This is a genomic window from Nonomuraea sp. NPDC001699, from assembly GCF_053596455.1.
The window spans coordinates 315,898-330,174 of sequence record NZ_JBSFGF010000010.1; the positions used below are offsets into that span (position 1 = coordinate 315,898).

Annotated in this window: 9 protein-coding genes; 8 read left to right on the forward strand and 1 reads right to left on the reverse strand. The window is 73.8% G+C overall.

What is annotated here, in order from left to right:
- The first annotated feature begins 3 nt into the window (after positions 1-3).
- The 5 genes from ACWCSU_RS29530 (at position 4) to kstD (ending at position 10,023) form a co-directional block, all read left to right on the forward strand.
- Entirely contained in the window at positions 4-2,850 is a 2,847-nt protein-coding gene (locus tag ACWCSU_RS29530) for an ATP-binding protein (protein ID WP_449939307.1), read from the forward strand.
- Between the two features lie 74 nt (positions 2,851-2,924).
- A complete protein-coding gene (locus ACWCSU_RS29535; protein ID WP_449939310.1) occupies positions 2,925-3,047 on the forward strand; it encodes a hypothetical protein in 123 nt (40 codons plus the stop codon).
- Between the two features lie 29 nt (positions 3,048-3,076).
- Complete coding sequence (locus tag ACWCSU_RS29540) at positions 3,077-7,105, forward strand: S8 family serine peptidase (protein WP_449939312.1); 4,029 nt, start codon at positions 3,077-3,079, stop codon at positions 7,103-7,105.
- Positions 7,106-7,300: 195 nt separating this feature from the next.
- Positions 7,301-8,191, forward strand: coding sequence for a YihY/virulence factor BrkB family protein (locus ACWCSU_RS29545; protein WP_364093309.1), 891 nt, complete (start codon positions 7,301-7,303; stop codon positions 8,189-8,191).
- A gap of 74 nt (positions 8,192-8,265) precedes the next feature.
- Positions 8,266-10,023: a 3-oxosteroid 1-dehydrogenase gene (kstD, locus tag ACWCSU_RS29550; protein WP_449939316.1), complete on the forward strand. Its 1,758-nt coding sequence runs from the start codon at positions 8,266-8,268 to the stop codon at positions 10,021-10,023.
- A 3-nt stretch (positions 10,024-10,026) separates the two neighbouring features.
- Here the strand turns inward: kstD and ACWCSU_RS29555 are convergent, their stop codons facing one another.
- On the reverse strand, positions 10,027-10,680 hold the full coding sequence (locus tag ACWCSU_RS29555; protein ID WP_449939319.1) for a hypothetical protein: 654 nt from the start codon (positions 10,678-10,680) through the stop codon (positions 10,027-10,029).
- A gap of 200 nt (positions 10,681-10,880) precedes the next feature.
- On the opposite strand from ACWCSU_RS29555, the gene ACWCSU_RS29560 reads away from it, so the two are divergent.
- The 3 genes from ACWCSU_RS29560 (at position 10,881) to ACWCSU_RS29570 (ending at position 14,135) form a co-directional block, all read left to right on the forward strand.
- Positions 10,881-11,726 (forward strand): M55 family metallopeptidase, encoded by an 846-nt coding sequence (locus ACWCSU_RS29560; protein WP_397043296.1) that lies wholly within the window; start codon positions 10,881-10,883, stop codon positions 11,724-11,726.
- A gap of 270 nt (positions 11,727-11,996) precedes the next feature.
- Positions 11,997-13,385, forward strand: coding sequence for an APC family permease (locus tag ACWCSU_RS29565; RefSeq protein WP_449939323.1), 1,389 nt, complete (start codon positions 11,997-11,999; stop codon positions 13,383-13,385).
- Positions 13,386-13,571: 186 nt separating this feature from the next.
- Positions 13,572-14,135: a dihydrofolate reductase family protein gene (locus ACWCSU_RS29570; protein WP_449939326.1), complete on the forward strand. Its 564-nt coding sequence runs from the start codon at positions 13,572-13,574 to the stop codon at positions 14,133-14,135.
- Positions 14,136-14,277: the final 142 nt, after the last annotated feature.

A 14,277-nucleotide genomic window follows, 5' to 3' on the forward strand; every position in this document is an offset into this window, starting at 1 on the left:
CGGGTGCGTGCTGGGCGGGTGGTCTCCCCGGTTCTGGTGGGTCGGGAGAGCGAGCTCGCCCGGCTCGTCGCGCTGGTCGCCGGGGCGCCCGCCGTGGCCGTCGTCGAGGGCGAGGCCGGCATCGGCAAGTCCAGGCTGACGGCCGAGCTGCTCGGCGATCCCGCGGTGGCGGGCCTGCGGGTGCTGAGCGGGGCCTGCGTCCAGATCAGGGAGCCGTTCCCGCTGGGGCCCGTCGTCGAGGCGCTGCGCGGGCGCGCGTCCGAGCTGGACGGGGCGGCGCTGTCGCCGGTCGCCGGGGCGCTGCGCGAGCTGCTGCCGGAGCTGGCCGGCGTGCTGCCGGAGACGCCGCCGCCGCTCGACGACCGGGCGGCCGAGCGGCACCGGGTCTTCCGGGGGCTCGCCGAGGTGCTGACCGCGCTCGGCCCCGCCGTCCTGGCGGTGGAGGACCTCCACTGGGCCGACGGGCAGACGGTCGAGTTCCTGACGTACCTGATGTCGGTGCTGCCCGGCACGTTACGGGTGGTGCTGACGTACCGGAGCGAGGAGGCGTCCGGGCCGGTACGCGCGATCACCGCGCGCGCCCCCGACACGATCGCGGCCGAGCATCTGGTGCTGCCGCCGCTCGACGCCGCCCAGACGCGGGTGATGGCCTCGGTGATCCTCGGGGCCGAGGAGGTGACGGCGGAGTTCGCCGAGCACCTGTGCGGGCGGGCCTCCGGGCTGCCGCTCGCCGTCCAGGAGCTGCTGGCGCTGCTGCGCGACCGCGGCACGCTGATCCGGTGGGAGGGCGGCTGGGCGCGGCGGGCCCTGGAGGAGCTGGACGTGCCGAGCGGCGTGCGCGCCTCGGTGCAGGAACGGGTGGCCCGGCTCTCCCCCGGCGCCAAGGAGGTGGCGGAACGGGCCGCCGTGCTGCAACTGCCGGTGCCGGTCGCCCTGCTGTCGGGGCCGGACGTCGGCGCGATCGACGAGGTGCTCGGCTCCGGGCTGTTCGCCGACACCGGCGGGCTGGTCGGGTTCCGGCACGTGCTGGCGGCGCAGGCGGTCTACGAGGCGATCCCGCTGGGCCGCCGGCAGGCCCTGCACGCGGCCGCCGCCGACACCGTACGCGAGCTGCGCCCGGTCCCGCTGGGCCGCCTGGCCCACCACCTGCGCCAGGCCGGCCGGGCCGATCAGTGGGTGGAGGCCGCGATCGAGGCGGCCGAGCAGGCGTCGAGGCTGGGTGACGACGCCGAGGCCGCGCGCCTGCTGGAGGACGTCCTGCGCGGCGCCGAGCTGCCCGCCGCCCGGCGCGCCGAGCTGACGGTGAAGCTGGGCTGGGCCGCCCTGGAGCTGCTGCGCCCGCCGCCGGTCGCCGACCTGGTCACCGGCGCGCTGGAGCAGGACGTGCCGCCCCCGTTCCGCGGCCACCTGCGGCTGCTGCTGGCGCTGCATCTGGAACGCACCCGCATCGACGGCGCCCGCATCGGCGAGGCGTTCGCGCGGGCGGCCGACGACCTGGCCGGCGAACCGGGGCTGGCCGCGTGGGCCATGGCCGGGGTCGGCCGCCCGCCCAGCGGCCTGCCGCTGGAGGAGACCATGTCGTGGCTGGAACGGGCGCTGGCGACGCTGCCCGCCGTCGCCGACCCGGCCATGCGCATGCTGGTGCTCGGCAAGATCGCAATGATCTTCGTGGTGATGGGCGACCCGCGCTGGGCCGTGCTCGCCGACGACCTGCTGCGGGAGACCGGCGGGCGGCGGCTGCTGCGCCGTGAGGTCAACGCCTACCGCTCGATCGGGGGCGCGGCCCTGTTCAGCGGGCACCACCGCCGGGGCCGCCGCCTGCTGACCGCGGCGGTCGAGGAGGGCGCCGAGCCGGACCTGCGCGAACGGCTCGAACTGCGCTGCCTGGTGAACCTGGCCGCGGCCGACTACTTCGAGGGCTCCTGGCACGGGCTGCCGGCCAGGCTCCAGGAGCTGCGCGACCAGTTCGGCGACGAGCCGCACGAGCGCATCCTCGTCGACATCGTGACCGCCTGCCTGGCCGCGGTGCAGGGCCGCCAGGAGGCCGCGCTGCCGCCGCTGCTCGACGCCGCCGCCGAGGCGCGTACCCGGGGGCAGTACGACGACCTCGTGCTGCCGCTGGCGATGCTGCTCAGGCTGACCGCCGCGCGGGGCGAGCCGGAGGCGGCGATCGAGGCGGCCGTCGAGGCGGGCCGCCACTGGGAGGCGAGCGAGCTGTGGCCGGTGGCGGTCCGCGCGCTGCCGGGGTTGACCGAGGCGCTGCTGGCGGCGGGCCGTCCGGAGGAGGCCGCCGAGGTCGTGGCGCGGCACGCCGTCCGGGTGGACGGGCTCGACGCGCCGCTGGCCGCGCCCGCGCTCGCGCAGTCCCGTGGCCTGCTGGCCGCCGCCGAGGGGCGGTGGGAGCGGGCCGCGGCCGAGTTCGCCGCCGCCGCCGACGCCTTCGAGACGGTCCCGGCCCGGTACGAGGCCGCGCAGGCGAGCGAGCAGGCCGCCGCGTGCCTGTTCGCCCTCGACGACCCCGAGGCCGCCGTCCGGCTGGGCCGGGCCGTCGCCGTGTACGCCGACCTCGGGGCACGCTGGGACCTCGACCGCGCGACCGGGCTGGGCCGCAGGTGGGGCGTGCGCCCGGCGGCGCAGAGCGCTCCCGCGCAGGCGGGGAACGACCACGCGCTGTCGGCCCGGCAGGAGCAGGTGGCCCGGTTGGCGGCCGAGGGGCTGACCAACCAGGAGATCGCCAGGGAGCTGTTCCTGTCGCCGAAGACGGTGGACAAACACGTGAGCGCGGCCATGCGGAAGGTGGGGGCGCGGTCGCGGACGGAGCTGGCCCGCCACCTCCTCCCCGGCGACTGAATCGGCAAGTTGGGGATTTTTCCCCATAGGGCACCCCATACCCCACCCCATACGGCTGCCGCGACACTTTCGGCATGTCCGAAAGCACCCACGACCCCGGCCGGCCGGACCCGGACGACCCCGTCCCCGACACCTCCTCCCTCCACGAGGAGACCCCGGAACCTCCTCGCCCCCCGGACGGCTTCGAGCCCGTCTGACCCCCTCCCCCCCCGCCAGAAAGGCCACCATGGCACTGCCCCGCCCCCCGCTGGCGCGCCGGACAGGCGTCCTGCTGACCGCGGTCACCGCGCTCGCCGGCGTGCTGACCGCCGGACCGGCGACCGCCGCGACGCCGGACACCCCCGCCCCCGCCTCCCCCGCTGTCCCCGCCGTCCCCGCGCAGGCCGCCAAGGACGTCGCCCTGTCCGGGGTGCGCGCCCAGAAGGTCACCGTCACGCTGATCACGGGCGACAAGGTGCAGCTCACCCGGTCGGCCGCCGGCCGGTACCACGTCGAGCCGGCCCCCGGCACCCGCCAGGACGGCCGCCGGATCAACCTGTTCACCCAGTTCACCCCGGACGGCGTCTTCGTGCTGCCGGACGACGCGATCGCCGCCGTCCAGGCGGGGCTGGTGGACCGGCGGCTGTTCGACGTCAAGTACCTGGCCGAGAACGGCTACGCCGACGACGTGGCCAAGCGGCTGCCGGTCATCGTGCAGTACCCGGGCGACCAGCCCGAGGCCGCGGTCAAGCGGTCGGCCGCCGCCGTCCCCGCCAGCGACCCCACCCGGACGCTGGAGAGCATCCACGCCTCCGCCCTCGACGTCACCAAGGCCGAGGCGGGCGCGTTCTGGCAGGCCGTACGCGGCGGGCAGAGCGCCGGGGAGGGCCTGGCCAAGGCGCCCGGCAAGCTGAACGGCGGCATCGCCAAGCTGTGGCTGGACGCCAAGGTCAAGGCCGACCTGGACGTGAGCGTCCCCATGATCGGCGCACACCAGGCATGGGAACGCGGCCAGGACGGGACCGGCGTGAAGATCGCCGTCCTGGACACCGGCGCCGACACCGGCCACCCCGACCTGGCCGGGAAGATCGCCGACAGCAAGTCGTTCGTCCCGGAGGAGCCCGTCAAGGACGGGCACGGGCACGGCACCCACGTCGCCTCCACCATCGCCGGCACCGGCGCGGCCTCGGGCGGCAAGTACAAGGGCGTCGCCCCCGGCGCGCAGCTCGTCGTGGGCAAGGTGCTCGACAACACCGGCTCCGGCCAGGAGTCGTGGATCATCGAGGGCATGGAGTGGGCCGCGCGCAGCGGCGCCAAGGCCGTCAGCATGAGCCTCGGCGGCCCGCCCAGCGACGGCACCGACCCGCTCAGCCAGGCCGTGAACGACCTGACCGCCGAGACCGGCACCCTGTTCGTGGTCGCCGCGGGCAACCTGTACGAGGCCGAGACGATCAGCATGCCCGGCGCCGCCGACGCCGCGCTGACCGTGGCCGCGGTGGACAAGAAGGACCAGCTCGCCGCGTTCTCCAGCCGCGGGCCGCGCCCCGGCGGCGGGCTCAAGCCCGACATCGCCGCGCCCGGCGTGGACATCGTGGCCGCGCGGGCGGCCGGCACCGCCATGGGCTCCCCGGTGGACGCCAGCTACACCGGCGCCTCCGGCACCTCCATGGCCACGCCGCACGTGGCCGGCGCCGTGGCGATCCTGGCGCAGCAGCACCCCGACTGGACGGGCCAGCAGCTCAAGACGGCCCTGATGTCCACCTCCAAGGACGACGGCTTCACCGTCTACGAGCAGGGCGCCGGCCGGGTGGACCTGGACCGCGCGACCAGCCAGCAGGTGTTCGCCGGCGGCGGCGTGGACTTCGGCCTGCTGGAGGCCGGCAGCGCGGCGAAGACCGGCGAGGTCTCCTACCGCAACCTGGGCGACCGGCCCGTCACGCTCACGCTGAAGGCGGCGATGGGCGCCGCGAAGCCGGTGCTCGCCGACGCGACGCTGACCGTCCCCGCCGGCGGCACGGCCGCCACCACCGTCACCCTCGACCCGGCCGAGCTGGCCGTCGGCACCTACAGCGGGGCCGTGACGGCCGAGGCCGACGGCGTCCGGCTCACCACGCCGCTCGGCGCGGTCCGCGACGTCCCCAAGTACGACCTGACCATCCGCACCCTCGACCGGGACGGCAAGCCGCGCACCCCGTCGGCCATGAGCGTCCTGGACGTCGACGGCAACAAGGGCGTGCTCGGCCCTCACCGCATCGACGACACGGGCCTGGTCGTGACCCGCGTCCCGGCGGGCACCGTCAGCCTGCTCCAGGTGCTCGACTGGGTGGACGGCGACGACCGCGCCAACCGGGCCTGGCTGTTCGAGCCCGAGCTGACCGTCACCGGCGACACCGAGGTCACCCTCGACGCCCGCAAGGCCACCGAGATCAGCTTCAGCGCCCCGAAGACCGCGCAGCCGCTGAACAACGCCCACGACGTCTTCTTCCAGCGCACCCTGCCCAACGGCAAGGTCTACGGCGGCACGCTGCTGGCGAGCCGTCCGGTCGGCGCGTGGGAGAAGACGTGGGCGCTGCCGACCAGGAAGGTCACCAAGGGCGGCTTCCGCTTCACCGGCCAGTGGGAGCTGGGCGTGCCCGAGGTCACCATGACCATGCGCGCCTCCAAGCGCACGACCCTGCACCCGGTCACCCGCGTCCACGTGATCGACTCGGGCGAGATCCATCCCGGGTACGTCCCGTTCGCGGGAAGCAAGGACCTGCGGGTGGTCGACGCGGGCAAGGGCCGACCCGAGGAGCTGGCGGGCAAGGACCTGCGCGGCGCGCTCGTGCTGGTCGACGCCGAGCCCGCCGAGGGCGTCCTCGGACCGGTGTGCGGCCTGCAGATCGAGCGCGTGGGGCCGATCAGGGACGCGGGCGCCGCCGGTGTCCTGGCCTTCAACGAGCAGGCCGCCTCCTGCCCGATCCCGCTGCCCATCTCGCAGAAGCCGTTCAGCGGGCCGTTCAAGCCGGTCAACATCCCCGTCGCCTACGTCTCCAACGCCGAGGGCGTGAAGATCCGCGAGGAGGCCGGGCGGGGCAAGGTGACCGTCCGGGTCGAGGGCACGCCGGTCACCCCGTACTCGTACGTGTTCAGGCCGTCCGCCGACGGGCGCGTCCCGGACTCGATGCGGTACGAGGTGAGCGAGCGCCGGCTGCACCAGGTCGACCTCGACGTGCACGGAGCGCCGTACACGAAGTACATGAGCTGGCGCGCGTCCTGGCGGACCGACGACATCTCCTACACGACGACCAACACCGACCTCATGCACTGGTCGATGCCGATGCCCGAGCGCAGGTCGCAGTACATCTGGCCGCTCGATGCCAGGACCGTGAGCGAGGCGGGCCTGTCGGCGCTCGTCGGGTCCGAGCCGGGTGCGGAGATCCAGGAGACCCGCTACCGGGACGAGGTGTTCGACCGGCCGGGCACCACCGTCCAGAAGTGGTTCGCCACCCCGAGCACGCCGGGCGCCTCGACGGCCTCCGACAAGGTGTACGCGCTCGGCGGCGACCCGGACGCGCCCCCGCTCAAGCAGAACGTCATCGGCGTGCCGTGCGCGATCTGCGTGCACGACGGCAACCTGTGGGTGACGCCGTCCCTGGTCAACGGGGTCGGGGAACGGCGCGACGACGGCAGCTCGTTCGGCGACCTCGCGCCGCGGTACGAGCTGCACCTGTACCGCGACGGCAAGGAGCTGCCGAACGCCCCCGTGCCGGGGTTCGACACGCTGCCGCGCTACCCGCTGCCCAAGGAGCCGGGCGTCTACCGGCTGACGGCCAGGAACGCCCAGCAGGACATCGAGTGGACGTTCACCGCGCCGCCGGCCAAGGAGCAGCTCAGGCCGGGCGTCAACTGCTACGCCTGGTTCCTGGACGGGCCGGTCGAGCAGTGCCGCACCACGCCGGCGGTCTACGTCAGCTACGACCTCGGTGACAGCCTGTCCGCCGGGAACACGGTCGCGGCCGGGCGCAGGCACACGTTCGAGCTGGAGGCCTACCACGGGCCGTCGGCGGCGAAGATGCCGGCGATCACCGGCGTGCGGCTGTGGACCAGCACCGACGACGGCGCCACCTGGCAGCCCGCCGACCTCAAGAAGGGCCGGGACGGCGTCTACACCGCCGGCGCGAAGTACCCGGCCCATCGCGCCACCAAGGGCGCGGTAAGTCTGAAGGTGGAGGCGTGGGACGCGGCGGGCAACCGCGTCAGGCAGACCACCCTCCGCGCCTTCGACCTCCGCTGACCGCGACGACCGCGGCCGCCCACCCGGCGACCGCGGTCACCCACCGGGCCGGCCCGCACGCCCGGTGGCCGCGGTCACCCCGCCGGGCGGGCCCGACGGTACCCCGCCCGTTCCCCTGCTGATCGGCTCATGGCGGTACGGTGAGCACCCGGCGGCGTACGGCCACCGGGACGCGAGCGAAGGGGACCCCGCGCCATGAACGCCACCGGACCGCACAAGCGCCTGGCGGCGGCCTGGCAGCGGGCCCGCGACCGGCACGGCTGGCTCGACCACCTGTCCCGCGCCGTGGTGCGCTACGACAAGGCCGACGCCGGCCGGCTGTCGGCGGCCCTCACCTACTACTCCTTCTTCGCCACCTTCGCCCTGGCCCTGCTGGCCTTCGGCATCCTCGGCCACGTCATGGACGACCCGACGGTCCTCGCCACGGTCCAGCACTACCTGAGCGAGAACTTCCCGCGCCTCGACGTCCAGGCGATCCGGGAGGCCGGGGGCACGGCCGGCGCGGTGGCCTTCGTCGCGCTGCCCGTGACCGGGCTGTTCTGGATGGACACCCTGCGCTCGGCCACCCGGGCGATCTGGCAGCTCGACGAGTACCCGGGGCGCTTCCTCCTGCGCCAGCTCATCGACCTGGGCGTGATGGCCGGGCTCGGGCTGCTGCTCGCCCTGTGCCTCGCCGTCGCCTTCGCCGCCGAGCGGCTGCTGACCTGGCTGGCGGTGCTCACCGTGGGCGTGGAGGCCCTGCCGGCGCAGTGGGTGCTCACCGCGGCCGGGATCGTGCTCGGCCTCGGCGTGAACACGCTGCTGGCCATGGCGCTGCTGACCGCGCCGCCCCGGTTGCGGGTGCCGCTGCGCCGCGTGATGGGCCCGGCGCTGGTCATCACCGCCGGGCTGGAGATCCTCAAGACGATCGGCCAGGTCTACGTCAACCTCACCGCGGCCAACCCCGCCTACCGGGTCGTCGCGGGCGCGGCGGGCATGCTGCTGTTCCTGAAGGTGCTCAACCAGCTCATCCTGTTCGCCACCGCCCTGACGGCGACCGGCACGGCGGGCCACGTCAAGGATCTGGGCGTCCGGCGGGGCCGTTGACAGGGTAACCAACCAAGCGCATGCTCGTTTCGGCGAGGGGGCCGACCGGCTCTCCCCTGTCGAAGGGATCACCGATGCGACCTGCCTCAGCGGCCTCCGACGACCTCACCCCCCGGGGGCGCAGCCGCCGTTCCCTGCTCATCGCGGGCGGGATCCTGGTCACCGGCGCGGCGCTCGGCCAGGACCCGGCCTACGCCGAGGCCGACTACGACGTGGTGGTGGTCGGCTCCGGGGCCGCCGGGATGACCGCCGCCCTCACCGCCGCCAAGCGCGGCCTGAGCACCGTCGTGCTGGAGAAGGCGCCGACGTTCGGCGGGTCCGCCGCGCGGTCGGGGGCGGGCATCTGGATCCCGTGCAACGAGGTGATCCTGGCCGCCGGGGTGCCGGACACGCCCGCCAAGGCCGCCGCGTACCTGGCCCGCGTGGTGGGCGACACCGTCCCGGCCGCGCGGCAGCAGGCGTTCCTGAACGCGGGGCCGCAGATGATCTCGTTCGTGACGCGCAACAGCCCGCTGCGCTTCCGGTTCATGGAGGGGTACTCCGACTACTACCCGGAGTTCCCCGGCGGGATGCCGGGCGGGCGCTCCATCGAGCCGGACCAGTTCGAAGGCAACCTCCTCGGCCCGGAGCTGGCCCGGCTGAACCCGCCGTACATGGCGACCCCGGCGGGCATGGTGGTCTTCAGCGCCGACTACAAGTGGCTGACGCTCGCCCTGGTCAACCCGAAGGGGGCGGCGGTGTCGGCGGCGTGCCTGCTGCGGGGCACCGAGGCCGCGCTGCGCGGCGAGAAGCCGCTGACGATGGGGCAGGCGCTGGCCGCCGGGCTGCGCGCCGGGCTGCTGGCCGCCGGCGTGCCGGTGTGGCTGAACACGCCGCTGCTCGGCCTGCACGTCGAGGACGGCCGGGTCGCGGGCGTGGTCACCCCGGCCGGGGTGGTCAGGGCCAGGCGCGGGGTGATCGTCGGGTCGGGCGGGTTCGAGCACAGCGCGGCGATGCGGGCCGAGTTCCAGCGCCAGCCCATCGGGACGAGCTGGACCGTCGGCGCCAAGGAGAACACCGGCGACGGCATCGAGGCCGGCGAGCGGGCCGGCGCCGCGCTGGACCTGATGGACGACGCCTGGTGGGGGCCGGTGATCCCGCTGCCCGGCGAGCCGTACTTCTGCCTGGCCGAGCGGACCCTGCCGGGCTGCGTCATCGTCAACGGCGCCGGCCGGCGTTTCGTCAACGAGGCCGCGCCCTACAGCGACGTCGTGCACGTCATGTACTACCGCAACACCCCGTCCGACCCGCACATCCCCGCCTGGCTGATCATCGACCAGCAGTACCGCGACAAGTACCTGTTCAAGGACATCGCCCCGCTGCTGCCCTTCCCCGACTCCTGGTACGACAGCGGCGCCGTGTTCAGAGCCCCGACGATCGAGCAACTCGCCCGGAAGATCGGGGTGCCGGAGGCCGCCCTGCGGGCCACGGTCACCCGGTTCAACGGGTTCGCCCTGGCCGGGCGGGACGCCGACTTCCACCGCGGCGACAGCGCCTACGACCACTACTACGCCGACCCGTACGTCCGGCCCAACCCGTGTCTGGCGCCGCTCTGGCTGCCGCCGTTCTACGCCTTCAAGATCGTCCCCGGTGACCTGGGCACGAAGGGCGGCCTGCGCACCGACGCCCGCGCCCGCGTGCTGCGCGCCGACGGCTCGGTCGTCCCCGGCCTGTACGCCGCCGGGAACGCCAGCGGCGCCGTCATGGGCCACAGCTACGCGGGCTCGGGCTCGACCATCGGACCGGCCATGACCTTCGGCTACGTGGCCGCGAACGACCTGGCCGGCGGCTGACCGTCAGTCGGCCGTGTAGCTGATCGACCGCACGTCGTAGCCGGTCGTCCTCGAACCGCGCACGTGCATGAACATCGCGCCGCCCTCGTAGGACCAGGCGCACGCGTAGCCCTTCGGCTCCTTGGTGCACCCCTGGAACTGGTGGACGACGCCGCGCGGGTCGTACCTGACCCGGAACAGCGTCCGCACCGCGCCCTCGGCGCCGACCTCCAGGGCCGCGTACCTGTCGCCGCGCTTCCAGGCGGCGAACAGGTGCCCGGCCGCGGCGGACGGCCGCTCGACGTGCCGTGACAGGTAGACCTTGGTGACCTTGGAGCCGGTCACGGCCATCGCGATGCCGTTCAGGCCGCCGGGCACGCGCACGCTGGTGTGCACGTACCGGCACACGCCGCTCGAGCAGCCGTCGAAGCGGTCGGGGGCGCGGTAGGCGTAGGTGAAGATCGTGCTCACCGCGGCGGGGGTGGCGACCGCGGCCGCGGCGGCGCGGTCGCGGGCCAGCCAGGCGCGGAACAGCTTGCCCGCCACCTTGCCGGGCGCGGGGGCGGCGGCGGAGGAGGCCGGGGTGGCGGCGAGAGCCGGGGCGGCGGCGGGAAGGCCGAGCGTCAGCGTGGCGGTCGTCGCGAGGGCGGCGCCGCCGAGAAGCAGTCGTCTGGACACGCTCCGACGCTAGGATCCGCCCCTTGCGCGGCGATTGCTCCCGGCTTGCAGCCTTTCCGGCACGCCCCTGGGCGGGATCAGCCGCAGGTGCAGCATCGTGCGCGCACACGAAAACGCGGGCCGCCGCGTTGTGCGGTGGTCCGAAGACACCGCGACGCTTCTGGGGGAAGCTGGCCAACCCCCCGTGTGAGAGGAATCCAATGGACGTCTATATATCCGTGGACATGGAAGGCATCTCCGGCATTGCGACGATCGACCAGGTCTCGCGTGGCGGACACGGATATCCGCGCGCCCAGGAGCTGATGACCGCCGAGGCGAACGCCGCGATCGCCGGGGCGTTCGAGGCCGGCGCGGACAGCGTCACGGTCAACGACAGCCACGGCACGATGGACAACTTCCTTCAGGACGCCCTCGACGAGCGGGCCCGGCTGATCACCGGCAGCCCGAAGGCGCAGTGCATGGCGCACGGGATCGGCGAGCGGCACGGGGTCGCGCTGTTCGTCGGCTACCACGCGCCCGGCGGCTGCCCGGGGGTGCTCGCGCACAGCTTCTCGTCGCTGTTCGCCTGGCTCAAGCTCAACGGCGAGTACGTCTCCGAGGCCGAGGTCAACGCGCTGCTCGCGGCCGAGCACGGCGTGCCCGTGGGCCTGGTGACCGGCGACGACCAGATCTGCGAGCTGGCCGGACGGCGGCTGCCCGGGGCGCTGACGGTGACGGTCAAGCGGGCCGAGGGCGTGACGGCGGCCGACAGCCTGCATCCGCGGCGGGCCCGGGCACTGGTCGCCGCGGCCGCGGCCGAGGCCGTGCGGAACGCCTCCACCCTGCGTCCGGTGCCGATCCCGGAGCGGCTGGTGCTGACCGGCGGCTTCCAGACGGCGGCGGCGGCCGAGCTGGCGGCGGGCGTGCCGGGGGCGTACCGGGTGGACGAGACGAGCGTGACCTGCGAGGTCGCCGACCCCTCCAGCCTGGTCGGCCTGATCGGCGTCTGGTACGCCACCTCGGCCCAGGCCGCCCGATCCCGCCTCCCCCTCCTCGGCCTCCACTGACCTCCCCGGCCCCCGGCGACGGCTCCCGCGCCGCGGGCCGGCCCGCACCCCTCGCGGCGCGGCGGCTGTCCGGCCGCCGCGCCTTTCGCATGCCGGGACGGAAGCTCAGCGTGACGACCTGTTCACGGATGACAAGCGGGGATCGTACAGTGTCAGGATGACGGTCGAGATCACGTGGTCCCGGCGGCGCGCGCCGACCGGCCGGGGTTCGCCGTCGCCCGCGCAAGGCACGTAGCCCCGCCATCCGCACGGACGAGAAGGACCACCCCCATGGCTCAGATCAGTCCCCCCAGCCCGCCGGAGGCCGGTAGCGGCCAGCCCAGTCTCAAGCGGGTGATGGGCCCCGGCCTGTTGCTGCTGTTCATCATCGGCGACATCCTCGGCACCGGCATCTACGCCCTGACCGGCCAGGTCGCCGGCGAGGTGGGCGGCGCGGCCTGGCTGCCCTTCACGATCGCCTTCGTCGTCGCGCTGATCACCGCCTGCTCCTACCTGGAGCTGGTCACGAAGTACCCGGAGGCCGCGGGCGCCGCCCTCTACGTGCACAAGGCGTTCGGCAAGCAGGCGCTGACGTTCCTGGTGTGCTTCGCGGTGATGTGCTCGGGCATCACGTCGGCGTCGGCGGCGTCGCGGGCCTTCGCCGCCAACCTGTCCACCGGGTTCGGCCTCGACGCGGGCAACGGCGTCATCCTGCTCATCGCCGTGGGTTTCATGCTGCTGATCCTGGCCGTCAACCTGCGCGGCGTCGGCGAGAGCGTCAAGCTCAACGTCGTGCTCACCGCGGTCGAGCTGTCGGGGCTGCTGCTGGTCATCGTGCTCAGCCTGTACTTCATCTCCGGCGGCCACGCCGACTTCTCCCGGGTCGTCGCCTTCGAGACGCCCGCCGACAAGGGCGTCTTCCTGGCCGTCAGCGCCGCGACGTCGCTGGCCTTCTTCGCCATGGTCGGCTTCGAGGACTCGGTCAACATGGCCGAGGAGACCAAGGACCCGACCCGGATCTTCCCGCGCATGATGTTCGCCGGCATCGGCATCACCGGGGTGATCTACGTGCTCGTGTCCGTCTGCGCGGTCGCCGTCGTGCCGGTCGGGCAGCTCGCTGCCAGCGAGACGCCGCTGGTGACGGTGGTGCAGACGGCGGCTCCCGGCGTGCCGATCGCCTCACTGCTGCCGTTCATCTCGATGTTCGCGGTCGCCAACTCGGCGCTGATCAACATGCTGATGGCCAGCCGGCTGCTGTACGGGATGAGCAAGCAGGGCGTGCTGCCGCCGTTCCTGTCGGCGGTCCACGCCACCCGGCGCACGCCGCACGCCGCGATCCTGTTCACCACGGTGATCGCGATCGGTCTCATCACGTTCGTCTCGCTGGTCCCCGACAGCCCGGTCGTGGCGCTGCTGGGCGGCACGACCTCGCTGCTGCTGCTCGCCGTCTTCGCCGCGGTCAACGTCGCCGTGCTCGTCCTGCGCCGGGACGTGACCGGCACCGAGCACTTCAACGCGGGCCGCGTGCTCCCCGTGGTGGGCACGATCACCTGCCTCTACCTGGTGCTGCCGTGGTCCTCCGGGCGCCCGGCAGGCCAGTACGAGATCGCCGGCATCCTGCTGGTGGTCGGCGCGATCCTGTGGGGGGCGTCCTGGTTGTCGGGCCGGCGCCGGGCCTGACCGGCTTTCGCCGGGATTTCCGCCGGCATTCCGGGCGGGCGGCGCCTGAGGTGAATCCGCGCGCCATTCGCCGGCCTTTTCCCTTCCGATTCCGCCCCCGGCGGCCTTAAGCCCGGCGGAAGAAGACCGTAAGTATGCTCCGGCATCGTGGAGACCACACAGAGCGGAACCGGAAGGGAAACACCGATGCGCAAGGTCAAGCTCCAGCTCCAGATCACCACGGACGGCTTCGTGGGCGGCCCCGGCGGCGAGATGGACTGGCTCCAGTTCCCCTGGACCGACGACATCAACGCCCACGTCGCGGCGGTGTGGGAGCCGGTCGACACCATCGTGTTGGGCCGCAGGCTGGCCGAGGGCTTCATCCCGGCCTGGGAGTCGCGGCCGGCGGGCGAGACCGAGGAGGGCATCGACAAGATGATCAACACTCCGAAGGTCGTCATCTCCCGCAGCCTCACCGAGTCGCCCTGGAGGAACGCCGTCGTGGCGGGCGGCGACCTGGCCGAGACCGTCGGCGAGCTGAAGGCGAAGCCCGGCGGCGACGTGATGGTGGCCGGCGGCGCCTCGATCGGCCGGCAGCTGATCTCCCTGGGGCTGATCGACGAGCTGCACCTGTTCGTCAACCCGGTCGCGATCGGGGCGGGGCTGCCGTTGTTCCCGGCGGGCGAGGGCTACCAGAGGCTGCGCCTGGTCGCCGCGCGCCCGTTCGACTGCGGCGTGGTGGGCCTGCACTACGAGCCGGAGCGTTCCTGAGGCGTCCGCTCTTCGTGGCGGCGGGTGGTGAACCGCGCTCAAAGAACGCGAGCACGTGCACGGGAAGCGCCTGAGAATGGGCCGCCCGTGCACTTCGCCTTTCTGGTCAGAACGTCGCTGACCTGTAGATAGTCCGGCTGTC